Here is a 26,780-nt window from a genome sequence, read left to right as displayed (position 1 = left end):
TGCGCAACGGTAGCACGGCGCACCTTATCAGAACAGATACAGTCCGGTGAAAAGAAGCTATAACAGTTCCCCTTGTGTTGACAGACGGCTGGCGGCAATCAACGCCTGCCCCAACGCCAGCCCACCGTCGCCGGCCGGTAACCGTGACGGCATCAGCAATGTCACATCCGCCAGCCGTTCACGCAGCAGTGCAACCAGCAAACGGTTATGCATCACCCCGCCTGAGCACACCACCGTATTCAGCCCGTACTCCCGTGATGCCTGACGCACCAGCGCCGCCAGCCCGTCAGCCAACGCCACATGAAACGCAAACGCACGGTCAGCCGGTGTCGCGTGCCAGGCCAGAAACTGCCGCCAGAACGTAGCCAGATCCAACTGGTAACCGGATAACGGTAGCGTCACCGGCGATCGGGTCTGTTGATGTTGCCGGGCCAGCGCTTCCAGCCAGCAAGCCGCCTCCCCTTCCCAGCTTTGTTCGCCGTCAAATCCACAAGCGGCGGCAACGGCATCAAACAACCGGCCAGCGGATGAAGCCAGCGGAGAATTCAGACCGCGCTCAATAGCACGCGTTAGCAACGGCCGCGCAGCGACAGGAATCACCCCCGCTTGCGGCAATGACGCCCAATCCGGTACAAACGCCAGAAACTGTGCCAGTAGATTACGCCACGGCTGGCGTGCTGCCAGATCGCCGCCCGGCAACGCCACCACAGGCAACCCGCCCAGATGCTGGCACTGGCTGTAATCCACCCGCAGGCACTCACCGCCCCACCAGCGGTTATCACCGCCATAGCCAATGCCATCCAACGCCAGCCCGATGACCGGTCCGGCGTCACGCGGCCAGCGGTGTTCCGCCAGACAGGCAACGATATGCGCGTGATGGTGCAATACCTCGATGCAGGGGATGCCCCACTGTTGCGCCTGTTGCTGCCCCAAACGACGGCTGACATACCCCGGGTGAGCATCCACCGCGATGGCCTGCGGCGTAAACCGGTAGATATCAGCAAACAGCCTCTGCGCCTGCTGGTACTGCTGTTCCACCTCGTCATCAGCCAGATCACCCAAGTGCTGGCTGACAATCGCAGAACCATCACGCAGCAGGCAGAAGGTATTTTTGAGGTCGGCCCCCATAGCTAATAACGCGGGCTGTTGGCTAAATCCCGGCGGCAACGGCAGGGCATCCGGCACATAACCGCGCGCGCGCCGCAGCATCTCCGCCCGTTCATCCTGCATCCTCACCACCGAGTCATCGGCCCGCTGCACAATATCGCGATCATGCAGCAACCACAGGTCAGCGATAGCCGCCAGTTCAGCCAGCGCCTGCGTGTTATCCAGCGCAGGCGGTTTACCACTGGCATTGCCAGAAGTCATCACCAGCGGTCGGCCCACCGCTGCCAACAGTAAGTGCTGTAATGGGTTGGCAGGCAGCATTAATCCCACTTCATCCAAACCGGGGGCAATACCTGCTGCCAGGACACCATCGTGGCGCAGCGGTAGCAGTACGATCGGTGCCGCCGGGCTTTGCATCAGACGCAGCGCGGGCGCAGGGTTTTCCACACCGCTGCATTGAGTGAGCCAGTCAGCGCCCGGCAACATCACCGCCAGCGGCTTGGCCGGACGGTGCTTGCGCTCACGCAGTCGTGCCACTGCCTGCGCATGGGTAGCGTCACAAGCCAGATGAAAACCACCCAGTCCTTTTACTGCCACAATCTGCCCGGCACATAATGCGGCGGCCGCTTGCATAATAGCGTCATCACCACGCACCACGACACCCGAGGCATCACTCAGCCACACCTGCGGCCCGCAGGTTGGGCAGGCGTTGGGTTGAGCATGAAAGCGCCGATCCGCCGGATGTTGGTATTCCTGCTGACAGGTGGGGCAAAACGGGAACCTCGCCATCGCCGTATTCGGGCGGTCGTACGGCATCTGGCGGATGATAGTAAAACGCGGGCCACAATGGGTGCAGTTGATAAACGGATAACGGTAGCGACGATCGCGCGGATCAAACAGCTCCTGACGGCAGGCATCACAGGTCGCCGCATCCGGCACAATGTGGGTATCCATCTGCCCGGCACCGCTGTGTTCAATGATGAAATCGTCCGGTGGTGTTTCCCAGCGATAAGGCTGACAGGTGACCTGGTCAATCTGCGCCAGCGGCGGGCACTCAGCGTATAGCGCAGCAATGAAATCCGCCTCGGCGCTCACCGGCCACAGCCGGACTAACACCCCCGCGCCATCATTCAGCACGCTGCCTTTGGCACCAAGCCGGTGAGCAATTTGCCAGACATAAGGCCGAAACCCCACCCCCTGCACTTTGCCCTTAACGCGAATTTCAACGCCTGATGTCGTCTGTACATTAATTGCTGACATAGGTAAGAACCTATACTTGGGATCTATAGGATGAAGTTTCTACAGCAAAGACGCGAATGTTCGTTTTTTCTGCGTCAAAAACTGTGCTGAGGTGGGCGGCTTCGCCGGGTGAGCCGCATGGATGCGGCGAAAGCCCGTGCCGCGTCGGGAACGCGTCATGGGCGGCCCGAACAGCGAAGGCGAACGCCGAAGGCACCGCGCAGCGGCACAGTTTAGCTACCAGCCAGTGGTCAAGGAGAGGCGGCGTTTGAGCCTCTCCTTGTCGTGCGTGCGACGAAATAACAGAGAAACCATATGGCTTATCGCGCACGAAATCCCTCACTATCTTGTCGATAAAAACAGTTCGGCTGTTTATCAACAGCTGCTTGTCAGCAAATCCTCGGCATAGGCTCGCTGTGGGGTAAATCCAGCAGGCGGGAGGTGCCGAATACGCCGCACAGGCGTACCTGTTTTTTATCGGTGACGCTGCCGATTACCGCAGCATCGCGTCCCAATGGGTGAGACTGTAAAACGTCCAGGACCCGGCGTTCCGCTTCTGGCGACACCGCCAGCACCAGTTTACCTTCATTGGCGAAATTGAGCGCTTCCAGCCCCAGCAGTTCACAGATACCACGCACCGCCGTTTTGACCGGTAACGCGCTTTCCTGTATTTCCATGCCGCAACCACTGGCTTGCGCGAATTCGTGCAGGATTGCCGTCACCCCACCACGGGTGGCATCGCGCAGAGCACGTACGCCATCAATCTCGCGCAGTGGCGCAATCAACGGTGCCAGTACCGCGCAATCGCTGGTCAATTCAGCTTCCAGTCCCAGCTTTTCACGCAAATTCAGAATGGTGGCACCGTGATCCCCCAGCGTACCACTGACGATCAAACGGTCACCGGGGCGAATTTCACCGGTGCCCCACTGCACATGTGGTGGAATCACGCCAATACCCGCAGTATTGATGAAAATTTTGTCCGCCGCACCGCGCGGCACCACTTTGGTATCACCGGTGACGATTTGGATACCCGCCTCGCGGGCAGTTTGCGCCATCGAATTGACGATGCGCAGCAGCGTTTCTCCCGCCAGCCCTTCCTCCAGAATAAAACCACAGGAGAGGTAACGCGGCACAGCACCACTGACCGCCAGATCGTTAGCCGTACCGCATACCGCCAGCTTGCCAATATTACCGCCGGGAAATTCGATCGGGTCGATAACATAGCTGTCGGTGGTAAACGCCAGCCGGTCACCCTCGGCATTCAGCTCCGCCAGCGACAAACGCGCCTGATCTTCACGTTCCGCCAATAATGGGTTATCGAACGCCTGCAGGAACAGGCCTTCAATCAGTTGTTGCATCGCCTGCCCGCCGCTGCCATGCGCCAGGGTAATTTCTTTTGGCAATAAGGTGTTCTTCATCAGGCGCACTCCCGTCGATACTGGTAATAAGCGGCACAAGCGCCTTCCGAGGACACCATCAACGCGCCGATAGCATTTTGCGGTGTACAACGCTGACCAAACAACGGGCAATCACCCGGTTTGCAACGCCCGGTGAGCACATCACCGCAACGTGACAGCGGTTCATCCGCCACCTGTTGCTGCTGCGGTTTGAAACGGCGTTCAGCATCAAATGCCGCATACTCTGCCCGCAACTGCATACCGGAATTGGCAATTTCGCCCAACCCACGCCATTCACTGCTGGCCTTGGTTTCAAATACCTCGGCCATCGCCTGCTGCGCCAGCGTATTACCACTGTCCGGCACGATACGACGATACTGGTTTTCCACTTCGCAGCGTTCATCATGCAGTTGTTGCACCAGCATCAACAGTGCTTGCAGGATATCCAACGGCTCAAAACCCGTAACCACGAACGGTTTATGGAATTGCTCGCACAGCGGCTGATAAGGATAGGCGCCAATCACCATACTGACATGCCCCGGAGCCAGAAAACCGTCGATACGCAAATCGGGTTGCTCTAGCAGGCTTTTGAGTGTCGGAATGATAGTGATGTGCTGGCAAAACAGCGAAAAGTTATCGATACCGCGACGTTTGGCTTGTTGCAGGGTCAGTGCGGTGCTCGGCATGGTGGTTTCAAATCCCAGTCCGAAGAACACCACTTGTCGATCAGGATGTTGCTCCGCCAGCGCCAGCGCATCCAGCGGGGAATAAACCACCCGGACATCCGCGCCGTGGCGTCGGGCGTCCTGCAACGATCCGTTCCGACCCGGCACCCGCATGGCGTCGCCGAAAGTACAAAAGATCACCTCCGGGCGAGCGGCTATCTCCAGACAGGCATCGATCCGCCCCATCGGCAGTACGCACACCGGGCAACCCGGCCCATGCACAAACTCAATTTCCGGCGGCAATAGCCGGTCGATACCGAACTTAAAAATGGCATGGGTATGCCCGCCGCACACCTCCATCAGTTGCAATGGGCGCGCCTTTAAATGCGGCATGTCGTCAACCAACGCCTGAATGCGCTGTAACAACGATTTCGCCAGTTCGGGATCACGAAATTCATCAACGTACTGCATAAATGGCTCCGGTTTGCCTGACTTCATCCAGCTCCAGTCCAACCGCCTGCATGGATTGCAGCGCCGCCAGCGTTTCCTGTGCTTCCTGCTCATCGAGCAAACTCATGGCGAAACCGACATGCACCAGTACCCACTGGCCGACCAACTCTGCCGGGTCGCCTTCACATACCAGCGCAATATTTACCTCGCGCTGTACACCACACACATCCACCCGTGCCGGATAATGCAGGTCCGGCCCGACAGCGACCACTTTACCGGGAACGCCCAAACACATGGTTAGACTCCTGACAGCAGTGACGGTTGTGACGGCGTTTGCGCCCCCAAAAGCTGGGCGTCCAGCCAGGCCAGCCAGGCTTCCATCCCTTCACCAGTACGCGCAGACAACGCAATTACCTCGATCTGCGGATTAACGCGACGTGCGTTAGCAACACAAGCGTCGAGATCGAAATCCAGATACGGCAACAGATCGATCTTGTTGATGATCATCAGCGATGCAGCGGCAAACATATGCGGATACTTAAGCGGTTTGTCTTCGCCTTCGGTGACTGACAAGACCGCGATTTTGTGCCGTTCCCCCAAATCGAAACCAGCCGGACACACCAGGTTGCCAACGTTTTCGATAAACAGCAGGCTCTGATTTGGCAGTTGCAGTCGGTGCATGGCGTCATGCACCATCTGCGCATCCAGATGACAGCCTTTGCCGGTATTAACCTGAATCGCGGGTACGCCGGTGGCCCGAATACGTTCGGCATCGTTCGTGGTTTGCTGGTCGCCTTCGATCACCGCGCACGGCACGCGCTCACGCAGCAAGTGCAAGGTATTGGTCAGCAGCGTGGTTTTCCCGGAACCGGGGCTGGACACCAGATTCAACGCCAGAATCTGGTCGGCGTCGAAATGCTCGCGGTTATGCGCCGCCAGTTGGTTGTTTTTACTCAGCACATCCATTTCTATCTGTAGCAGTCGTTGCTGACCGACACCCGGCGCATGGGTACCTGCCGCGCCCTGCCCATAGTGCAGATGATTTTCCTGCTCTACCGGCTGGAACCGTTCTTCCTGCTGATGGTGTTCGTGTGAATGTGCGTGATGGTCATGGCCATGATGAGCATGCTCATGGTGGTCGTGATCATGGTGGTCATGCGAATCGTGCGTATGGGCATGATGCTCATGCGCGTGACGCACGGCCAGCGGACGTGATGCGCCATGATAATGATGGTGTACGTCGCCGTGGTGATAATAGTAATGGTGATGATGAATAATCACACTGGGCGCGGGCGCTACGTCATCATGATGATGATCATGCCCGTGATCGTGGTCATGATGGTGAGGATGCGAATGCGCATGATCATGACTGTGGCTATGTTCGTGGTGGTGATCGTGCGTATGGGGATGGTGGTGTGAATGCGCAGGTTCATCGCCCTCTATCCGGCGTTCTCCTTCGCCACAACCGCATGTGGTACACATTGATACGACTCCTCCGGTCAACCAGACCGTTTTCTACTGATGACAGGTCGCGTTGAAAACGTAGCGTGTTTTATTCAACCGCCAGTTGCTTGAGTTGCAGGCTATCGCCTCCGCTTTCAACTCGCAGACTATGGCTGCCGCAATGCGGACAGCCGCTGTCGTGGTGGGTCACTTCCACTGGCTGGCTACACTCCCAGCACCAGGCCTGTGCCGGACGCACCGACACATGCAACTGGCAGCCTTCCGCCATGGTTTCACGGCAGACCGACTCAAAGCAGAACTGCAACGCACTTTCTTCAATGCAAGACAGCGCGCCGATTTCCAACCAGACGCCGGTAACCCGGCGAGCGCCATGTTGACGCGCCTGCTGTTCAATCAACTCCAGTGCGTTGTAGCACAAGGACACTTCATGCATGCCGCTGACTCCGATAACGGCTGAACAGCGCGCGGCGACTCAGGTTCTCTGGTGCATCGGCATCCTGCACCGGCAATGACAGCGCCATACGTGCGCTTTGCTGTGCCAACTGTAAAGCCTGTTCCGCACCGAGTGCCGAGTCCAGCGGCGACATCAGTGAACAAGACAGATACTGCTGTCCGTCATCACTTTCACTGACCACAAACTTCATGCTGCCGCACGGCAGCGCTAATGCCAGTCGGGTGGACAGATCACGTCGGGGCCACTGTTGCCCCGGCCCCGGCAGCACCAGCAGACTCAACATCCACGGCGTCAACAGGCAACCGAACCACTGCTGTTCAAACAGGGTAAATCCACAGGCCCGCACCGGAATACCGTCACGATAAAACGGTAACAACCGCATGCATTCTTGCGCAATACGGTTGAACTCGGCTTCCAGCCAGGCCACCGGACTCTGATCATGCCCCGCAATCCACACCAATTCTTTGCGCTCATCGGGTATTACTGACGGATTATTACCGCCGTCGTGTGGCGAAGCAGAAAAAATATCAGTCACCACACACCTCCTGCGCGGTTTTCTCCGTCACCGTCACGCCACTTTGACGCAGCGCGACGATAATGTGCTGTAACGCAGGCTCCAGCGCCCGGGTCACGGTATCGGACAAGCCGATACCGGAATCGAGCGCTTCCGGCTCCACGCCAACCAGTGTCAGTTGGCGGGGAAATTCACCGGTCAATTGCAACGCCATCAGCACATCAGCCAGACCTAACTGGTGCGGGGAGATCTTGCGGGTAAACAACGCCGGGACTTCACGGTCACGCAGCACCGTCACACTGCCCGGTGCCTTGCCGGTCAATACCGCATCGGCAACGATCAGGTGATCACGCCCGGCCATGTATTCCATCAGCTCCATGCCGCAGGTGCCACCGTCCACCACATCAATGGCGGGTGTGCAGTCAAAGCACTGCTCCAGTTGTTCCACCAGACGCACCCCAACCCCTTCATCACTCAGCAAAATATTGCCGATCCCCAACACCAGTATATTCATCACAGCACCTTCACCCGCGTCACTTCATTGCCATTCACGGTATCCACTACGTGCACCGCACAAGACATACAAGGGTCGAAGGAGTGGATGGTACGTACCACTTCCAACGGCTTATGCGGGTCCGCCACCGGTGTACCGACCAGCGATTGTTCGTACGGGCCGGGCTTGTCTTCACTGTTACGTGGGCAGGATGTCCAGGTTGACGGCACTACCGCCTGATAATTAGTGATTTTGCCATTTTTAAACACCACCCAGTGCGACAGCATGCCGCGCGGCATTTCCCCGAAGCCCACACCGTGAAACTCGGTATCGGGTGAAAAGTCCGGTTTGATGAAGGTCTGATGATCGCCTTTACCGATGTTGTCCACCAGCGCCTGCCATTGCTGCGCCAGCGTATCTTTCAGTACGCAGCAATGTACTGTGCGACCAATCACCCGACCCAACGTCGAGTGCAGATGTTTCTCTTCCAGTTGGTGTCCACTGAGCGTCTGATAAGCGGCTTTAACCTGAGAGAAATGGGTCAACGTGTCTTTATGCTTCGCAGCCAGGCCGCACAGCAACCAGGCCAGCGGCCCCACTTCCACGGTTTTGCCGTAGAAAGTCGGCGATTTCACCCAGGAGTATTTGCCGTCTTCATGCCAGCCGGTGTACTTCGGTCGGGTCAGCCCTTCCCACGGTGCCAACGGCTGATCGTCCTGATACCAGGCGTGTTTACCGCTCTCACGGATACCGTCTATCAGGAACTTATCGCTGTGGCTGGTGATCGGTCGGTACGTCGACAAATCGCTGTTTTCGATATACCCACCCGCCAGCAGGAAGCTGCCATTCTTGTTGTCAGTCGGCAGTTCCGGCACGCTCAGGTAATGATCGGCACCGCGCCCCAGCGTCAGCCACTGCGGGTAATGGGCAGCAATCACCGCGCAGTCCACTTTGTAGACCTGCTCGATAAAATCACCCAACCGGTCGATGAAGCTCTTCACATACATCAACCGTTCCAGATTGAGTACGCTCGGGGCATCCAGGTTGATTGGGTTAGCCACACCACCAACCGCCAGGTTTTGAATATGTGGCGATTTACCGCCCAGGATCGCCACGATACGGTTAGCATCACGCTGGCACTCCAGCGCCTGCAGATAGTGAGCGACGGCAATCAGGTTCACTTCCGGCGGCAACGACATCGCCGGGTGGCCCCAGTAGCCGTTGGCGAAAATACCCAACTGACCGCTGGCAACCAGATCTTTGAGCTTCTGCTGCACTTTGGTGAACTCGGCCGCGGTATTCAGCGGCCACGTGGATAACCCGTTGAGCAGCGTCGCCGCTTTCTGCGGATCGGCTTTCAACGCGGAGGTCACATCCACCCAGTCAAGTGCCGACAACTGGTAGAAATGTACAATATGGTCATGGATACTGTGCGCGGCCAGAATCAGGTTGCGGATGTACTGGGCGTTGACCGGCACATTCAGGCCAAGCCCGTTCTCTACCGCACGCACGGAGGCGATAGCATGCACGGTGGTGCACACGCCGCAGATACGCTGCACGATCATCCAGGCATCACGCGGGTCACGCCCTTTGACAATCTCTTCCATGCCACGCCACATCGTGCCGGATGACCAGGCTTTGGTGACCTTGCCGTTTTCAATTTCGCAATCAATGCGCAGATGCCCTTCGATACGGGTAATGGGATCAATGGTGATGCGTTGGCTCATGCTTTACCTCAGCCTGATGATGCGTATGTTCGCCTTTCAGCGCGGGCAGTACCGGCAGCAGGCGGATTAACAAGATGTAGGCGCAGACCTCAATGGCGACGAAGCCAATGGAAATCAGGATCTCCTGCGCTTTAGGAAAGTAGTGGTAGCCGTTGCCGGGGTTGAACGCCAGCAGCGAATAGCTCAGTCGCCACAGGGCCGCGCCAAACAGCATGCTAAGCGCACTGACGAACAGCCAGCGGGCATCCTGACGGCAGCGTTTCAAGCGCAGCAGTACCAGCGGCAAGACCATCAACGCGGCTTCACACCAGAACATGACAGCAAACCGGTCACCAGCGAACAACAATGCGGTTTTCTGGTGCCAGATGATTTCACCGAAGCGCAGCACCACAAACAGCAGCACCAGCACATGGGCAAGCCCGGTCAGTTTGCGGAACAACGCCTGTTCGTCCGGGCCACGCCCTTTCAGCCCAGCTTGTACCATCGAGCCTTCGAAAATCACGATCGAAAAGCCCATGATGAACGCGGTCAGCAGCGACAGCAGCGGCAACAGTTCATAGCTTTGCCATAGCGGATGCACTTTATAACCGGCGGAAATCATCAGCGATCCCATCGATGACTGGTGCATCGTCGGCAGTAACGCCCCCAACGCAATGATGAAGAACATCACCTTGTTGAGTCGTTTCAGCGACACCTTCCAGCCGAAGCGTTCCAGTACGACTGGCGCGAACTCCAGCGCCATCACCCCGATGTAGATAGTCATACACACGGCGGTTTCAAACAGTACCGAGTTGGTATTGAAATAACCGGGGATATAAAAGTACGGCAGGTTCCAGTAACGGCCGACGTCGATGGTGATTGACAATCCACCCAGCGAATAACCAAACAGGCTGGCGAGTAGCGCCGGACGTACTAACGGGTGGTATTCGCCACGGTTGAATACATACACCGCCCAGGCCAACGCCCAACCGCCGCAGGCAAAACCGGTACCGACCAACAGGTCAAACGCGATCCAGATCCCCCACGGGTAGCCGCCGTTAAGATCGGCAACGGAGCCTATCCCCAGAAACAGACGTTTCACGATGAGGATCGCGCAAATCGCCACCAGCGGGGCCAGCAGCATCACCGGCCAGCTCACCAGCCGACCACCCAACGGACTTGCTTTATGCGCCGTCATGAGGTTTCTCCTGTGAGTCGTCGTGCGTCTCCTCGCGCTCAGCACGGGTATTGCGATGCACCAGTACGGATAACCCAGCCAGTACCGCCAGCGGTAACACCATACCTTTGTACAGCGTGTGCTGGATGTGCTCTGAGCGTGCACCGGTAGACAGCGAATCCAACGCGGGCATTTCCAGATTTGAGTACGGCACCCCAGACAACACCAGCACCTGCGTCCCGCCCGCTTCCTTCTCGCCATAGACATAGCGTTCGTAGCGTGGCACGGTGTGCTGGTAGGTGTCTTTCCTGTCCAACGTCTGGCGTGGATAGGCGTATTCATCACCCGGTTTCAGCGCCAGTCGACGTTTTGCTTCCTCCAGCAGTTGCTCACGGGTACCATAAATCACCGCACCCGTCGGGCAGACTTCCACACACCCCGGCATGCCGCCTTTGTCGAGTCTGGCCAGCTCAGGCTGGTTGCACAGCTCGCATTTGTGGATTTTGCCAAGCGGATTTTCATAGTCGTACTTCGGCACATCGAACGGGCACGCCACCATGCAATAACGACACCCGGTACAGATGCTGGCGTCGTAATGCACCACGCCGGTTTTCGGGTCTTTTTTCAACGCCGATACCGGACACACCGACACACAGTTGGGATCGACGCAGTGCATGCACTGCTTCTTGATGTAGGCGTAACCGTCTTTTTCCTGATCTTTGTTCTTGCCGTCGCCGCTACGCCACACCTGAATGATGTTGTTGGTATAAGGGCTGAGCTTGTCATTGTTGGACCAGGTCGCCGCACCACCGGAATAGACCGTGCTATCCGGTTTATACTCCAGCTTGTTGACCTGTTGGCACTTGCTTACACATGCCTGACAGCCCACACACAGCGTCGAGTCGTACAGCATGCCAAGCGCGCCAGGAATTGGCGGCCGGTTGGTGGCCTGCGCCTGACTGGCAAGCGGCGTCCCCGCCAGCAATGCTCCCGCGGACGCCAGCTTGAAAAAATTGCGTCTGTTCACGGCTTAACCCTCCCGGGATGCGTTGCCGGCGTCCTGCTGTTTCTGCTGCCGACCCAATTCGCGTACTGCCATCAGGCTCACACCGGCTACCGCCCCCAGCACGCCGCCGATAAGCCCTGTCGCGGTAGCGGAGCTGTTGCCGCCTTCCGGGCTGGTCACCGACGGTTTTTCAACACGTGGCGTCGGATTTTCCACATTCGCCAGTTGGAAAATACCCTTGGTAAAACCGATGCCCTGCTCGTTGCAGCCGTAGCATGGATGCCCGATCCCCACCGGCCAAATGCCGCCGCCCACGTCACAAAACTCCAGCGTCGGGCAGTTGCCGTACGTTTCCGGCCCCTTGCAACCAAGATGATAGAGGCACCATCCCTGCCGATGCCCTTCATCGCCAAACTCTTTGGCAAAGCGACCCGCGTCGAAATGCGGACGACGTTCGCAGTTCTCGTGAATCAGGCGGGCATAAGCGAAGGTCGGACGATTCTGGCTGTCGAGTGCGGGCGCACGCTGATAGGTAATGATGTGTGCCACGGTCGCCAGGAAGTTGTGCGGGTTGGGTGGACAACCGGGAATGTTGATGACGGTTTTACCCGGCAGCACCGCTTGCAAGCTGGCGGCTCCCGTTGGGTTGGAGCCGCTGGCAGGTACCCCGCCCCAGGCAGAACAAGACCCAATAGCGACGATAGCAGCAGCATGCTCAGCGGCGGCGCGAATATGCTCGACAATCGGCTTCCCGGCCACCATGCAATAGATGCCGCCATCTTTCAGCGGGATGGAACCGTCTACCACCAGAACATATTTACCTTTGTACTGTTCGATAGCCCGGTGCTTGTTCTCCTCAGCCTGTTCGCCAAACGCGGCAGAGAGGACTTCGTGGTATTCCAGCGAAATGGTATTTAGTAGCAGATTTTCAATGGTCGGGTGGGTAGCACGTAACAGGGATTCGGTACACCCGGTACATTCCTGAGCGCCAATCCAGATCACCGGCGGACGCTGGGGAGACGTCAGTGACTGTGCCATCTCTGCGGCAGCGGCCTCTTTTAACCCCATGGTGGCGGCAAGTGCTGCACATAGCTTCATAAAATCACGGCGATTGATACCGTGATGGGAAAGCATCATATTTTCCCCATTCATTCTTTATTATTCTCCTGTAGCCAAGTCGGAGTAACACATTTCCGTGTCGGCATAGAATAATGAGGAGAATAACGTCACCGACTTGATCTCTATCAATCGGCTGGGGAATAACCATTCTATTTATGCGTCTTCTGTGAAGTTCTTCGCGACATTCCTTTTTTAAAAGCATCGGACTGAGATTAAATGAGAAAATATCTCAATGCGTGACAAACACATATTTTTTTGTGATCCAGAATTGCTTAATCGATTTAACTACGCCTTATATCAGTTATAATAAAATTGTCATGATATTGATTTTAAACGGTTTTATTAAATCATACCTTTATTTGATTTTATTCTTTAATTATTGATTTATCTTTATCACTCACTTTCGCTTCAATCGGTTACTTTAGCTATTTTACTTTTAAAAGTGTAATTGCAGGATAATATTGCTGCCAGTCGCAAAGATAAAAGTGTGCCCTGTGGTGGTTTTTTATTCAGGATTTTGATTATCTCACCGCCATCGTGATTCTACGATGCGGTGTTTTAACATTTCGCGCAATAAAAAAAGCAGCCGGTAATGGCTGCTTTTCTTCAATACGCTGAATGTTATTCTATTCCGCGACTGCGTAGGTAGTCTTCGTAGTTGCCACTGAAATCAACCACTTTACCTGGCATGATCTCAATAATGCGGGTAGCCAGTGAGCTGACGAATTCACGGTCATGCGACACGAACAGCAACGTTCCCTGATAGAGCTCCAGCGCCATATTTAGCGACTCGATGGATTCCATATCCAGGTGGTTGGTCGGTTCGTCCATCACCAAAATGTTCGGTTTTTGCATCATCAGCTTGCCGAACAGCATCCGCCCTTTTTCCCCTCCGGACAGCACTTTGACTTTTTTACGGATATCGTCCTGAGAAAACAACAGACGACCCAGCACGCTGCGTACCGCCTGCTCGTCATCGTTTTCTTGCTTCCACTGACTCATCCAGTCAAATACCGTCAGTTCATCGTCAAACTCGTACTCATGATCCTGTGCATAATAGCCAATACGCGCGTTTTCCGACCACTTCACCAGGCCGGATTCCGGCTCCAGTTCACCCACCAGTGTTTTCAGCAAGGTAGATTTACCGATCCCGTTGGTACCCAGAATCGCTACTTTTTCCCCGACTTCCACCAACATTTTTAGCTGGCTGAACAGCGGCCCATTATCAAACCCCTTGGTCAGGCTGTCGATTTCCAGCGCGTTACGGAACAGTTTCTTATCCTGCTCGAAACGAATAAAGGGGTTTTGACGGCTGGAGGCTTTCACCTCTTCCAACTGGATTTTTTCTATCTGGCGCGCACGGGATGTTGCCTGACGTGACTTGGACGCGTTAGCGCTAAAACGGCTGACAAACGACTGCAACTCGGCAATCTGCGCTTTCTTCTTAGCGTTATCCGAAAGCAGACGTTCACGCGCCTGCGTTGCCGCGGTCATATACTCATCGTAATTGCCCGGATAAATGCGCAGTTCGCCATAATCCAGGTCCGCCATGTGGGTGCACACCATATTCAGGAAGTGACGGTCATGGGAAATGATGATCATGGTGCTATCACGTTCGTTCAGCACCTGCTCCAGCCAGCGGATGGTGTCAATATCCAGGTTGTTGGTCGGTTCGTCCAGTAACAGAATATCTGGGTTGGAAAACAGTGCTTGCGCCAGCAACACACGCAGTTTCCAGCCCGGTGCGACTTCGCTCATCGGCCCATAGTGCTGCTCCAGCGGAATACCCACGCCCAACAGCAGTTCACCAGCACGTGACTCGGCACTGTAGCCATCCATTTCGCCGTATTTGACTTCCAGATCGGCCACCCGGTAACCGTCTTCCTCGCTCATTTCGCTCAGCGCATAGATACGGTCACGCTCTTCCTTCACTTCCCACAGCTCGACGTGACCCATGATTACCGTATCCAGCACGGTATATTGTTCAAACGCGAACTGATCCTGACGCAATTTACCGATCCGCTCATTCGGATCAATCGCGATGTTACCCGCACTCGGTGCCAGATCGCCGCCGAGGATCTTCATAAATGTCGATTTGCCACACCCATTGGCGCCGATCAGACCATAGCGATTACCGCCGCCAAATTTGACAGAAATGTTTTCAAACAACGGCTTACTGCCGAATTGCATCGTAATATTATTGGTTACCAGCACAGCACTTACTCGATTCGGAATGTGATTTGGCGCGCATTATGCCACAAGCAAGACCCAGAATCCCGGCGATTGAAGCACATTTTTTAATCAGATGGAGGGTGACAGGTCGTCATCTGTGCCAGGCTGAGCGGGTACTCATCGAAAAGAGGCACGACAGCGCGTAACCGGGCATACATAATGAACGCTGAGCCAGCTTGCAAAAGGAAAAATCAGATGCCGTCATCACGCCGTTTCAAACAGGTCGATGTATTCAGTCAGCACCCCACTACAGGCAATCCGCTCGCCGTCATTCTGGATGCCGATGGGCTTAGCGACGAGCAAATGCAAGCGATTGCCCGCTGGACTAACTTATCGGAAACCACGTTTGTGCTGGCACCGGATAACCCGGTGGCTGATTATCGGGTACGAATATTCACCCCACAAGACGAGCTGCCCTTCGCGGGCCACCCTACGCTTGGCACCGCGCACGCGCTATTGGAGTCGGGCCTGACGCCACATGTCCCGCATCAGCTTATCCAGCAGTGTGGCGTTGGTCTGGTACCGGTTGCGATAGGCAATGACGGTCAGCTGGCGTTTCGTGCGCCAGAGGTCACCATGACCGAACTCGACCCTCACCATAACGCGTTACTCGACGCCGCCATCGGTAGCCATTTACGCCATCCGGATCATCGCCCGATCAATGTCCATATGGGGATACGCTGGCTGACGGTACGAATGGAAAGTGCACGAGCCTGCCTGAATGCCCGTCCGGACGCGGCCCATCTGCAACGCTTGCAGCAACTCGCCCAGACCAATGGCGTGGCAATCTATGGACCACATGACGATAGCACGCCCACGGACTATGAAGTGCGCGCCTTCTTTATGCTGAATGATGCCGTGGTGGAAGACCCGGTAACCGGTAGCGCCAACGCCTGTATTGCCCGCGTAATTCAGCACAGCCCGTTACCGGAACAGGCAGACCATCGGCTTGGTTATCGTGTACGTCAGGGCACCATGCTGTACCGCGATGGCCGGGTTACCGTTTCCTACATTGATGGTCAACCGTGGATTGGCGGTTACAGCACCACCTTGATTGACGGGCACCTCACCCTCTGATGCGCGCTTTCTGATGTTACCCATCTGACGACGAGCCTGCCGCTGGCGGCTCGTCATTCACGGTCACACACGACACTCGTAAAAATAATGTGACTTTTATCACGAAAAAGTTGAAATGCCGTTTCTTATCCATTATTATCAAAACCGTGATGAACATCACACAAAACACCAACGACAACAATGGAGATACCACATGAACGCATTCATCAGCTTCTTCAAAAAACTCGGCGACATCTACGTTAGCTACTGCGAACGTATCGGTTCCATCATCAGCCCGTTTTAAGATGAACGCCGCAGACTAAAAGCCGCCCACTTCGATCAGGCGGCTTTAGTTTTTATCCCTTCCTGGTGTTTCCCTTGCCGTATTCTCGATTTCCTTTCTGGTTTTAGTTTTCCTCAAACCCTTTCTGATTTTAGTCTCCAGCATAGTCATCCGGTTTTACGTTCTTATCTTACGCCAGCGCATTCGCTCTATCTGTCATCCACGTTCTTCTGCCTTTGCCTGATGCTCAGCGTAAAAAAAAGCCGCGACATGCGCGGCTTTCAGTATTACAGAAAGTAGGATTACATCAGTGGCTGCGCCAGTTGCACCAGCGAAATCAGCGGCTGCGGGTAAAGACCCAGCAGCAACACCAGCACCGATGAAATCAGCACGACAACACCGCCTGCGGTCAACGCCCAGTTGTTTGGCGTGTCGCGGTTCAGGGTCTGTGGTGCGCTCAGATACAAACTGATCAGTACGCGCAGATAGTAATACAGACCGATGGCACTGCCTACTACGACAGCGGCACTCAACCACCACAGGTGCGCGTTAACGCCTACCGCCAGAACATAGAATTTACCGAAGAAGCCCAGCGTCATCGGAATACCGGCCAGTGACAGCATCATCACCGTCATCACCGCAGACAGAATCGGCTTGTGCCAGAACAACCCACGGTAAGAGAACAGTGAATCCGCATCCGGACCACGGTACGGGCTGGACATCAGGCTGACCACACCAAACGCGCCCAGACTACTGAACAGGTAACCCGCCAGATACACACCGATAGTTTCCAGTGCCAGTTGATGCGTCTGCACAGCAATCAACGCCACCAGCAGATACCCCAGGTGCGCAATGGAGGAGTACCCCAGCAGACGCTTGATGTTGCTCTGCGCCACCGCCATCAGGTTACCAAACAGGATCGATGCGAAAGCAATGATACCCAGCGTAGTGCGTACCGACTCGCTATCAACCAGCGGTGCGTACAAGAACAAACGCATTACCGCACCAAAGATAGCGATTTTACTGGCGGTCGCCAGGAAGGTCGACACCGGTGCCGGAGCACCCTGATAAACATCGGGAGTCCACAGATGGAACGGTACCAGCGACAGCTTGAAGCCCAGACCGACCAGCATCATACCCAGACCAGCCAGCAGCAACGGTGCGTGCAGTTGGTGATCACCGAGGCTCTTGCCAAGACTGGCGAAGCTCAGGCTGCCGGAATCGGCATACACCAGCGCCATACCAAACAGCAGGAATGAAGATGCAGCGGCAGACAGCAGCATGTACTTGATAGCCGCTTCCAGCGAACGCTTCTGACGGAAGGCATACCCCACCATACCGAACAACGGCAGGGAGATAAGCTCGATACCGATGAAGAACGCGGCCAGATGGTTTGCGCTCGCCAGCAGAATACCGCCCAGCGCCGCAATCAGCACCATCAGGTAGAACTCGTCTTTATTATCCGGGAAACCTTCCAGCCACGGGTACGCAAAGGTACTGGTCGCCAGGCTCGCTGCCAACACCAGACCGGTATAGAACATCGAGAAACCATCGACCCGGATAAGCGGAGTCACGTCAGTCGGCCCAACCTGGCCGACCAGATACAGCGACAACAGCGCAATGTTCAGGCCGATGACCGTCAGCGTTGCGTTGATAAAATGGTTGCGTCGCCACGCAATGCACAGCATCACAACCACAACTGTCAATCCGACGATTAACAGTGGCGACATCGCGATCAGTTGTTGAGGAGTTATTGTCATGGCGAATTACAGCCCTGTCGTTGAAATTGTTGAACTCTGAACCGATGACGTAAACCAGTGCTGGATATTCGCCATCGCCGCACTGGACGTGTCCAGAATCGGCTGCGGATAAACACCCAACAGCACCAGCAGTACCACCAGCAGCAGAATGAGTGACAGTTCACGTGCGGTCATACCCTGCAGCGGCTCATCCGATTTAGGGGCACCGTAGAATGCACGTTGCATCATCACCAGCGAATACACAGAAGCAAACACCAGACCAAACGTTGAAATCACCGTAATCACCGGCACGACAGGGTAGCTGCCGAACAGGATCATGAATTCGCCAACAAAGTTACCGGTACCCGGCATCCCAAGGGTAGCCACTGCAAAGAACAGCGACAGTGCAGGCAAGTAACGAATACGGCCCCACAATCCGCCCATCTGACGCAGATCGCGCGTGTGCAGACGTTCATACATCTGACCACAGATAATGAACAGACCCGCTGCTGACAGGCCGTGTGCAATCATCTGCACCACCGCACCCTGATAAGCCAGTTGACTGCCGGAGTAGATGGCAATCATCACAAAGCCCATGTGCGATACCGAGGTATAGGCAATAAGGCGTTTGATATCGGTTTGTTTGAAAGCCATCCAGGCGCCGTAGAAAATACCGATAATCCCCAACCACATCGCGATAGGCGCAAAATCATGGGAAGCATTCGGGAACAGCGGCAGGCTGAATCGCAATAAACCGTAAGCCGCCGTTTTCAGCAGAATACCTGCCAGGTCAACGGAACCTGCGGTCGGTGCCTGGCTGTGCGCATCGGGCAGCCAACCATGCAACGGTACTACCGGCATTTTCACCGCGAAAGCGATGAAGAAACCCAGCATCAGTGCGTATTCCAGCCCATAAGACATCGGGGTCTTCAGCAGACGGGAATAGTCAAAGGTCCATTCGCCAGTGGCGTTATGATGAACGAACACCAACGCCAGAATGGCTATCAGCATCACCAGACCACTCGCCTGCGTATAAATAAAGAATTTAGTCGCAGCGGCGATACGCGTTTTACCGTCAGACCCTTTGTGCCCCCACAGCGCGATCAGGAAGTACATCGGCACCAACATCATTTCCCAGAAGAAGAAGAACAGGAACATGTCGATGGCCAGGAAGACACCAATCACACCGCCGAGGATCCACAGCAAGTTCAGGTGGAAAAAGCCCTGATAGCGTTGAATCTCACGCCAGGAACAGAGGATCGCCAGCACACCCAGCAGGCCGGTCAGCACGACCATCAACAATGACAGACCATCAAGCGCCAGGTGAATAGAGATACCGAAACGCGGTATCCAGTTCAGGATGAACTCCGACTGCCACTGCGGAATGCCCGTCGGTGTCGCCAGCGAAAAGCCGCCTTGCAGCCACAACTGCAATGACAGCGCCAGTGTTAACCCCATTGAGATCAGCGCGATCCAGCGCGGCACACGCGTGCCGAAACGCTCGAGCTGCCAGCACAGCAGGCCGCCGATAAAGGGGATAAGAATCAGCCAAGGTAGTAGCATGGCGTTTTGTGTCCCTAAATTAAAGAAAACGAAAAACTTGCTGCCTGCGGGGCCACGCAATGTTATGTGCCCCGCCCCTCTGCATTACCGCATCGCTTAAACCAGCAACAGCAGCGCCAGTACCACCACAGCGCCGATGCCCATTGAAGCGGCATACCAGCGCACCTGCCCGTTTTCGCTGACGACCAGCGCACGGTTACCCCAACGGGTAATAATGGCTGGAATATTCATCAACGCATTCAGCGGGTCACGCTGCAGCAATGTCGCAATGGCCAGATACGGTTTGACGAACACCTTGTCGTACAGCCAGTCGAATCCCCAGGCATGGAACCACCATGTAGAAAAGAAGCGACCCGGTGCACTGTTGGCGACACTGGTCACCAACTGGCGTTTGCCCAGCCACAGTGCGGCTGCCAGCAAAATACCGGCGATAGCTACCACACCAGAGGCGATTTCCAGCGTCATGACCTGACCATGTTCAAGTTCGGTCGTAGCGGGCAGTACGCCATGCAGCGGCAGCGCAATCTGAGCGCCAACGAAGGTGGACAGCACCAGCAGCACCAGCAACGGCAAGTGATGGGAGATTCCCTTACCTGCGTGGGCTTTGGTTTTTGCTTCACCATGGAACACGATAAAAATCATCCGGAAGGTATACAACGACGTCATGAACGCGCCCACCAGACCGGCAACTACCAGATTGATATGACCGTTGGCCCAGGCACCAGCCAGGATTTCGTCCTTACTGAAGAAACCGGCCGTTACCATCGGCAATGCCGACAGCGCAGCGCCACCCACCAGGAAACAGGCGTATACCAGCGGAATGGTCTTACGCAGGCCACCCATCTTGAAGATGTTTTGTTCATGATGGCAGGCCAGAATGACCGAGCCGGACGACAGGAACAGCAGTGCTTTGAAGAACGCATGCGTCATCAGATGGAAGATGGCCGCGTCCCACGCCTGAACACCCAGAGCCAGGAACATATAACCAATCTGGCTCATGGTGGAGTAGGCCAACACACGCTTGATGTCGGTCTGTACCAGTGCGGCGAAACCCGCCAGCAGCAAGGTAATAGCACCCACATTGGCCACCAGATGCAATATATCCGGTGCCAGCAGGAACAGGCCGTGGGTACGGGCGATCAGATACACGCCAGCGGTCACCATGGTTGCCGCGTGAATCAACGCGGAAACCGGTGTCGGACCAGCCATCGCATCCGCCAGCCAGGTTTGCAACGGCAACTGAGCCGATTTACCTACCGCGCCACCCAACAGCATCAGCGTTGCCCAGGTGATAGCCGATGAGCCTTCAGCAAAATGCTGCGGTGCCAACACCATCAGGTCACGGAAGTTCAACGTACCCAATTCGCGATACAGGATGAACAGCGCAATCGCCAGGAACACGTCGCCCACACGGGTAACGATGAAGGCTTTCATCGCCGCCGCGCCGTTATTCGGGTTAGTGTAGTAGAAGCCAATCAGCAGGTAACTGCACAGCCCTACCCCTTCCCAGCCGAGGTACATCAGCAACAGGTTATCTGACAGCACCAGCACAACCATGCTGGCGATGAACAGGTTGGTGTAGGCAAAGAAGCGGGAATACCCCTCTTCACCGCGCATGTACCAGGAAGCAAACAGATGGATGAAGAAGCCCACGCCAGTCACCACCGACAGCATGGTCAACGACAGACCGTCCAACGCCAGCGTAACGCCGATGTCGAACTTGCCTACCGTCATCCAACTCCACAGGTGCTGACTGAAGAAGGTCACCCCGCCAGGCTGTTGCTGGCTGAGAAAATCCATCACCACTCCGCCGGTAACCAGCGCAGCCAGGCCAATCGACCCCACACCGATAGTCGCGGAAACATTTTCCGACCAGCGTCCACGAGAGAAAGCCAGTAACAGGAATCCGATCAGCGGAAACAGAATAGTTAAGTAGAGTAAGTTCATCCGCGCATCTCACTGACAGTATCAATATTCAGGGTCTGACGGCGACGATACAGCTGAAGCAGCAACGCCAAACCAATACTGGCCTCCGCTGCGGCCAGCGTAATAGCCAGGATATACATCACCTGACCATCCGATTGCCCCCAGTAGCTTCCTGCAACCACAAAAGCCAGCGCCGCAGCATTAATCATGATTTCCAGACAAATCAGCATAAACAGCAGATTGCGACGAATCACCAGCCCGGTCAGCCCCAGCACAAAGAGGATGGCCGCCAGCAGCAAACCATGTTGTAGCGGAATCATGCGCGTTCCTCCGTTATTTTCTTATCGGCATCCTGATCTTTGGCAATCAGCTCTCCGCGCTTATCTTCACGGCCAATGTGGAAAGCCACCACTAAACCGGCCAGCAACAGCATCGACGCCAGCTCGACCGCCAGTACATACGGTCCGAACAAACTGATGCCAACTGCTTTCGCATCAACCATATTACCGGCGATATTCTGATCGGTAATGCTGACGATCCCTTTGATGATCACCGCCAGCAGCACCAGAGAAAGCACACCCGGCCCCACCCACACAGAGGGCTTCAGCCACAGCTTTTCCTGTTCATCCACCGAGCTGCCAAGGTTCAGCATCATAACCACGAAGACGAACAGCACCATGATGGCGCCAGCGTATACAATTATCTCCAGCGCCCCGGCGAAATACGCGCCTAGCGAGAAGAACACACCGGCAACCGCCAGTAACGACACAATCAGATAAAGTAATGCATGTACTGGATTGGTATGGGTAATGACACGTAGTGTTGCCAGTACCGCAATAATCGCAGTCGCATAAAAAGCGAATTCCATGCTTGGCTCCTTAGGGCAGCAGGCCTTTGACGTCAATGGGTTTGGCTTCGTTTTCGGCTTCGCCCTTCTCTTTCCCATCAACAGCCATACCGGCCATCCGGTAGAAGTTGTATTCCGGATATTTACCCGGCCCCGAGATCAGCAGATCTTCTTTTTCGTACACCAGATCCTGGCGCTTGAACTCACCCATTTCAAAATCAGGGGTCAGCTGAATTGCCGTCGTCGGGCAGGCCTCTTCACACATGCCGCAGAAAATGCAGCGAGAGAAGTTGATGCGGAAAAACTCCGGATACCAACGGCCATCCTTCATTTCCGCCTTCTGCAGGGAGATACAGCCTACCGGACAGGCTACGGCGCACAGGTTACAGGCGACGCAACGTTCCTGTCCGTCTGGATCACGGGTCAGTACAATACGACCACGGAAGCGCGGCGGTGGATTCACCGGCTCTTCCGGATACATTTTGGTTTCACGCTTTTTAAACGCGTTGGAACCCACCATGCAGATACTGCGTACCTGGGTGCCGAAACCAATCAAAAGTTCTTTCAGTGTCATGGTTTATTCACCCCTATCAAGCGTTGTACAGAATGACCGCAGCGGTCACCAGCAGGTTCAGCAGCGTCAGCGGCAAACATACGCGCCAGCCGAATGCCATCACCTGGTCATAACGCGGACGTGGCAACGACGCACGAATCAGGATGAACATCATCATGAAAAATGCCGTTTTCAACGCAAACCAGACGAACGGCGGCAGGAAAGGACCATGCCAGCCACCGAAGAACAACGTGACGATAAGCGCAGAGACCGTCACGATACCGATGTATTCACCGACGAAGAACAAACCGAATTTCATCCCGGCGTACTCGATATGGTAGCCGTCTGCCAGTTCCTGTTCCGCTTCCGGTTGGTCAAACGGATGACGGTGACACACCGCCACACCCGCAATCGCAAAGGTGATAAAGCCGAAGAACTGCGGGATGACGTTCCACACCGTGGACTGCGCGTTGACGATATCCGCCATATTGAACGAACCGGCCTGCGCGACCACGCCCATCAGCGACAACCCGAGGAATACCTCATAGCTCAGTGTCTGCGCCGACGCACGCACCGCACCCAACAGCGAGTATTTGTTGTTACTCGACCATCCGGCAAACAGCACGGCGTAAACCGCCAGCCCTGCCATCATCAGGAAGAACAATACCCCGATGTTCAGGTTGGCGACCTGCCAGGTTGGGCTAACCGGTACGATAGCGAACGACAACAGCAGCGACGTAAACGCAATTACCGGTGCCAGCGTGAAAATCACCTTGTCGGCAAACGGCGGCGTCCAGTCCTCTTTGAAGAACATTTTGAGCATGTCCGATACCAGTTGCAGCGAACCGCCCCAGCCTACGCGGTTAGGTCCGTAACGCCCCTGGAACAGCGCCAGCAAACGGCGCTCCCCCATACTCATCAGCGCACCGCAGCTGACTACGACCAGCAGAATCACAACTGCTTTGCCGACGGTAGCCAGAATATCCAGTACATCCGGAGTCAACCAACTCATTGTGCAGCCTCCCGCAGCATTTCAACGGTCGCACCCGCCAGCACCGGAGCAACGCCCGGGAAGCCCAGCGGCAAACCAATCTGACCCTGACGCAGTTCAGCACTTAACCGCACCGGCAGGCGCAGCGTCTGACCACCACAGGTGATGTCCAGCAACGCTCCGGCATTAACCCCTAACAACGCGGCATCCGCCTGACTCACGACCGCACAAGCCTGTGGCATACGCTGCTGAATCACACCAGAGCGCTGTGACAACTCGTCACTACCAAACAGATTGTAGTAAGGCGCAACCTGCCACTGCCCTTGTTGAGGAGCAAACGGCGCAGGGATCTGACTGAAGTATGGCAGCGAACCCTCACCCGCTTCGATAAGACGCACACCCGGATCGCCGTAGCGTAAATGTCCACCCACTTCATCCTGGAATTTGTTCCACGCTTGCGGCGAGTTCCAGCCCGGTGCCCAGGCAAATGGCACCTGCTGACGCTCGGCCAGCGGGCTGTTGTTCCCTTCCATTGAGAAGGCGAACATGGTGTCGAGGTCCTGTGGCTGACGCGGCTCATGCACGCTGATGTTGGCGCGCATAGCGGTACGACCACTGTAACGATGTGGTTCACGCGCCAGTTTCTGGCCCTGGATGCGGAACGAGGCATCCGGTGCAGCGTCCTTGATTGCCGCCAGTTGCGGCAGCGCGCTGACACAGGCGTCGATAACATGGTCCAGTTGTGTCCAGTCCACCTGACGGCTGTTATAGGTGATATACAGGGAATGCAGCCAACGCCAGCTTTCCAGCATAACCACCTTGCTGTCGTAGTAGGTCGGCTCGTAGACCTGGAAGAAGCGCTGCGCACGACCTTCCTGACTGATGAGCGTACCGTCGCTTTCTGCAAAGCTGGCGGAAGACAGCACCAGACTGGCTTTATCCATGATCGCCGTACGCTGGTGATCCAACACAATCAGATTGGTTGCTTTTGCCAGCGCCGCATCGATACGTGCCGCAGGCGCATGGCGATACAGATCATTTTCCAACACCACCACGCTGTCGGCTTCGCCGGTTTCCAACTGAGACAGTGCATCATCCAGCGAACCACCACCGATCATCGCCACACCCATGCTGTTGGCAGCGGCGGCGACAAACGTAATGCCGACGTCAGAACCGCGGGCTTTGAGCGCCTTGGCAACGTTGGCAGCAGCTGCAATCACATCGTCGCTACCGGCATTGGTGCCAGAGATAATCAACGGTTTACGAGCGCCAGCCAGTGCCTGAACGATGACGTCCACTTTCTGGGTAAGATCAGCAGGTAAATCGCTAACGGCCGGGGCAGCATTGTCGAGTGCATGGGCAATCGCGAAGCCCAGGCGAGCCTGTTCTGCTACCGGTGCACGGTAATTCCACGCCGCGATATCATCCAAACGGGTGCTATCAACGTTAGTAACAAACAGCGGGTGTTTGGCGTGCTGACCGATATTCAGGATGGCGGCTATCTGCCAGTCAGCGACTTTCTGGGCTGCCGCCAGCTCACGCGCCTTGCCTTTCACTGCCTGACGGACCGCCAGTGCAATACGCGCCCCGGTCTGGGTCAAATCTTCACCCAGCACCAGCACAGCGTCATAGCTTTCGATTTCACGCAGCGAAGGCGTACGGACACCACTCTCTTTCAACACGTTGAGCATCAGTTGCAGACGATTTTGCTCAGCCTGCGATACACCGGTGTAGAAGTTGTCGGCACCGACCAGCTCACGCAACGCGAAGTTGCTTTCTACGCTGGCGCGCGGCGACCCAATACCGATGACACGTTTAGCCTGACGCAACACATCGGCGGCACCTTGCAATGCCTGCTCGGCATTCAGGGCAATCCAGTCATCACCGCGACGTTGCAACGGCTGACGAGGACGGTCTTTCAGGTTGACGTAGCCATAACCGAAACGACCGCGGTCGCACAGGAAATAATGGTTCACGCTGCCGTTATAGCGGTTTTCGATACGGCGCAATTCGCCATAACGCTCGCCAGGACTGGTGTTACATCCCACGCTGCACTGCTGACAAATGCTCGGCGCGAACTGCATATCCCATTTACGGTTGTAACGTTCAGAATGGGTTTTGTCGGTGAATACCCCAGTCGGGCACACTTCCACCAGGTTGCCGGAAAATTCGCTTTCCAACACGCCGTCTTCCGGACGACCGAAATAGACGTTGTCATGCGCACCATAAACACCCAAATCTTTACCGTCGGCGTAATCCTTGTAATACCGCACGCAACGGTAACAAGCGATACAACGGTTCATCTCATGGGAGATGAACGGGCCAAGATCCTGGTTGTGATGCGTACGCTTGGTGAAACGGTAACGACGGAAGTTATGGCCCGTCATTACGGTCATATCCTGCAGATGACAGTTCCCCCCCTCTTCACAGACCGGACAGTCGTGCGGGTGGTTGGTCATCAGAAATTCCACAATGGTTTTGCGGAACTGCTTTGCTTCGTCATCGTCAATAGCGATATAAGCGCCATCCGACGCTGGCGTCATACAGGACATTACCAGACGACCACGGGTATCTTCCGCGTTCTGATACTGCTTGACCGCACACAGGCGGCAAGCACCGACGCTCCCCAGCGCCGGATGCCAGCAAAAGTAAGGAATATCAAGTCCCAGAGACAGACAAGCCTGCAGCAGGTTATCCGCTCCGTCCACTTCATATTCTTTGCCGTCTACATGAATCGTTGCCATAGTCAGCATGCTTCCATAACAGCCCACCTCAGGCGGGCACTAATCAAAAATTCTG

General features: G+C 55.7%; 22 protein-coding genes. 1 reads left to right on the top strand and 21 read right to left on the bottom strand.

The genetic code is table 11. From position 1 onward, the window contains the following. Positions 1-57 precede the first annotated feature (57 nt). From hypF to LF929_RS06870, 13 genes are all read right to left on the bottom strand, one after another. The gene (hypF, locus tag LF929_RS06930) at positions 58-2,367 is read right to left on the bottom strand and encodes a carbamoyltransferase HypF (RefSeq protein ID WP_226093315.1); all 2,310 of its coding nucleotides are present in this window, start codon (positions 2,365-2,367) and stop codon (positions 58-60) included. Between the two features lie 368 nt (positions 2,368-2,735). Continuing rightward, positions 2,736-3,764 (bottom strand): hydrogenase expression/formation protein HypE, encoded by a 1,029-nt coding sequence (hypE, locus tag LF929_RS06925; RefSeq protein ID WP_038908530.1) that lies wholly within the window; start codon positions 3,762-3,764, stop codon positions 2,736-2,738. Beyond that, positions 3,764-4,879 carry a hydrogenase formation protein HypD gene (hypD, locus tag LF929_RS06920; RefSeq protein ID WP_210176470.1) on the bottom strand — a complete coding sequence of 372 codons (1,116 nt, stop codon included), beginning with the start codon at positions 4,877-4,879 and terminating at the stop codon, positions 3,764-3,766. The genes hypE and hypD overlap by 1 nt, the downstream gene beginning before the upstream one ends. Beyond that, positions 4,866-5,153: a hydrogenase maturation factor HybG gene (hybG, locus tag LF929_RS06915; protein ID WP_013318684.1), complete on the bottom strand. Its 288-nt coding sequence runs from the start codon at positions 5,151-5,153 to the stop codon at positions 4,866-4,868. The genes hypD and hybG overlap by 14 nt, the downstream gene beginning before the upstream one ends. Before the next feature lie 2 nt (positions 5,154-5,155). Further along, a complete protein-coding gene (gene hypB, locus LF929_RS06910; protein ID WP_226093316.1) occupies positions 5,156-6,340 on the bottom strand; it encodes a hydrogenase nickel incorporation protein HypB in 1,185 nt (394 codons plus the stop codon). 70 nt (positions 6,341-6,410) lie between these two features. Continuing rightward, positions 6,411-6,755 (bottom strand): hydrogenase maturation nickel metallochaperone HypA, encoded by a 345-nt coding sequence (gene hypA / locus LF929_RS06905; protein ID WP_012885379.1) that lies wholly within the window; start codon positions 6,753-6,755, stop codon positions 6,411-6,413. Continuing rightward, entirely contained in the window at positions 6,748-7,257 is a 510-nt protein-coding gene (gene hybE / locus LF929_RS06900; RefSeq protein WP_226093336.1) for a hydrogenase-2 assembly chaperone, read from the bottom strand. The genes hypA and hybE overlap by 8 nt, the downstream gene beginning before the upstream one ends. A gap of 46 nt (positions 7,258-7,303) precedes the next feature. Beyond that, positions 7,304-7,804 (bottom strand): HyaD/HybD family hydrogenase maturation endopeptidase, encoded by a 501-nt coding sequence (locus LF929_RS06895; RefSeq protein ID WP_016941063.1) that lies wholly within the window; start codon positions 7,802-7,804, stop codon positions 7,304-7,306. Next, positions 7,804-9,510, bottom strand: a complete 1,707-nt coding sequence (gene hybC / locus LF929_RS06890; RefSeq protein ID WP_226093317.1) for a hydrogenase 2 large subunit — start codon at positions 9,508-9,510, stop codon at positions 7,804-7,806. The genes LF929_RS06895 and hybC overlap by 1 nt, the downstream gene beginning before the upstream one ends. Next, positions 9,488-10,687, bottom strand: a complete 1,200-nt coding sequence (gene hybB, locus LF929_RS06885) for a Ni/Fe-hydrogenase cytochrome b subunit (RefSeq protein ID WP_038908533.1) — start codon at positions 10,685-10,687, stop codon at positions 9,488-9,490. The genes hybC and hybB overlap by 23 nt, the downstream gene beginning before the upstream one ends. Beyond that, entirely contained in the window at positions 10,674-11,693 is a 1,020-nt protein-coding gene (gene hybA, locus LF929_RS06880) for a hydrogenase 2 operon protein HybA (protein WP_012885384.1), read from the bottom strand. Before hybA ends, hybB begins: the two co-directional genes overlap by 14 nt. Before the next feature lie 3 nt (positions 11,694-11,696). Continuing rightward, positions 11,697-12,824 carry a hydrogenase 2 small subunit gene (gene hybO / locus LF929_RS06875; RefSeq protein WP_071603293.1) on the bottom strand — a complete coding sequence of 376 codons (1,128 nt, stop codon included), beginning with the start codon at positions 12,822-12,824 and terminating at the stop codon, positions 11,697-11,699. A 588-nt stretch (positions 12,825-13,412) separates the two neighbouring features. Further along, the gene (locus LF929_RS06870; protein WP_038905004.1) at positions 13,413-15,005 is read right to left on the bottom strand and encodes an ABC-F family ATPase; all 1,593 of its coding nucleotides are present in this window, start codon (positions 15,003-15,005) and stop codon (positions 13,413-13,415) included. Positions 15,006-15,218: 213 nt separating this feature from the next. On the opposite strand from LF929_RS06870, the gene LF929_RS06865 reads away from it, so the two are divergent. Beyond that, the gene (locus LF929_RS06865) at positions 15,219-16,100 is read left to right on the top strand and encodes a PhzF family phenazine biosynthesis protein (protein WP_226093318.1); all 882 of its coding nucleotides are present in this window, start codon (positions 15,219-15,221) and stop codon (positions 16,098-16,100) included. Positions 16,101-16,664: 564 nt separating this feature from the next. Here LF929_RS06865 and nuoN read toward each other — a convergent pair. The 8 genes from nuoN to nuoG form a co-directional block, all read right to left on the bottom strand. Further along, on the bottom strand, positions 16,665-18,122 hold the full coding sequence (gene nuoN / locus LF929_RS06860; RefSeq protein ID WP_012885388.1) for an NADH-quinone oxidoreductase subunit NuoN: 1,458 nt from the start codon (positions 18,120-18,122) through the stop codon (positions 16,665-16,667). A gap of 6 nt (positions 18,123-18,128) precedes the next feature. Next, positions 18,129-19,664: an NADH-quinone oxidoreductase subunit M gene (gene nuoM, locus LF929_RS06855; protein ID WP_038905006.1), complete on the bottom strand. Its 1,536-nt coding sequence runs from the start codon at positions 19,662-19,664 to the stop codon at positions 18,129-18,131. Positions 19,665-19,760: 96 nt separating this feature from the next. Continuing rightward, complete coding sequence (gene nuoL, locus LF929_RS06850; protein WP_226093319.1) at positions 19,761-21,611, bottom strand: NADH-quinone oxidoreductase subunit L; 1,851 nt, start codon at positions 21,609-21,611, stop codon at positions 19,761-19,763. Next, complete coding sequence (nuoK, locus tag LF929_RS06845) at positions 21,608-21,910, bottom strand: NADH-quinone oxidoreductase subunit NuoK (RefSeq protein WP_012885391.1); 303 nt, start codon at positions 21,908-21,910, stop codon at positions 21,608-21,610. The genes nuoL and nuoK overlap by 4 nt, the downstream gene beginning before the upstream one ends. Then, positions 21,907-22,458 (bottom strand): NADH-quinone oxidoreductase subunit J, encoded by a 552-nt coding sequence (gene nuoJ, locus LF929_RS06840; RefSeq protein WP_038905009.1) that lies wholly within the window; start codon positions 22,456-22,458, stop codon positions 21,907-21,909. The genes nuoK and nuoJ overlap by 4 nt, the downstream gene beginning before the upstream one ends. 10 nt (positions 22,459-22,468) lie before the next feature. Then, positions 22,469-23,011: an NADH-quinone oxidoreductase subunit NuoI gene (gene nuoI / locus LF929_RS06835; protein ID WP_012769140.1), complete on the bottom strand. Its 543-nt coding sequence runs from the start codon at positions 23,009-23,011 to the stop codon at positions 22,469-22,471. A gap of 16 nt (positions 23,012-23,027) precedes the next feature. Further along, positions 23,028-24,002 carry an NADH-quinone oxidoreductase subunit NuoH gene (nuoH, locus tag LF929_RS06830; RefSeq protein ID WP_019843993.1) on the bottom strand — a complete coding sequence of 325 codons (975 nt, stop codon included), beginning with the start codon at positions 24,000-24,002 and terminating at the stop codon, positions 23,028-23,030. Continuing rightward, entirely contained in the window at positions 23,999-26,725 is a 2,727-nt protein-coding gene (gene nuoG, locus LF929_RS06825) for an NADH-quinone oxidoreductase subunit NuoG (RefSeq protein ID WP_226093320.1), read from the bottom strand. The genes nuoH and nuoG overlap by 4 nt, the downstream gene beginning before the upstream one ends. Positions 26,726-26,780: the final 55 nt, after the last annotated feature.

It is taken from the genome of Dickeya oryzae (genome assembly GCF_020406815.2).
In the GTDB taxonomy this organism is placed as follows: domain Bacteria; phylum Pseudomonadota; class Gammaproteobacteria; order Enterobacterales; family Enterobacteriaceae; genus Dickeya; species Dickeya oryzae.
Note: the sequence above shows the minus strand (reverse complement) of the source record. Positions and strands in the feature narration are given on the sequence as shown.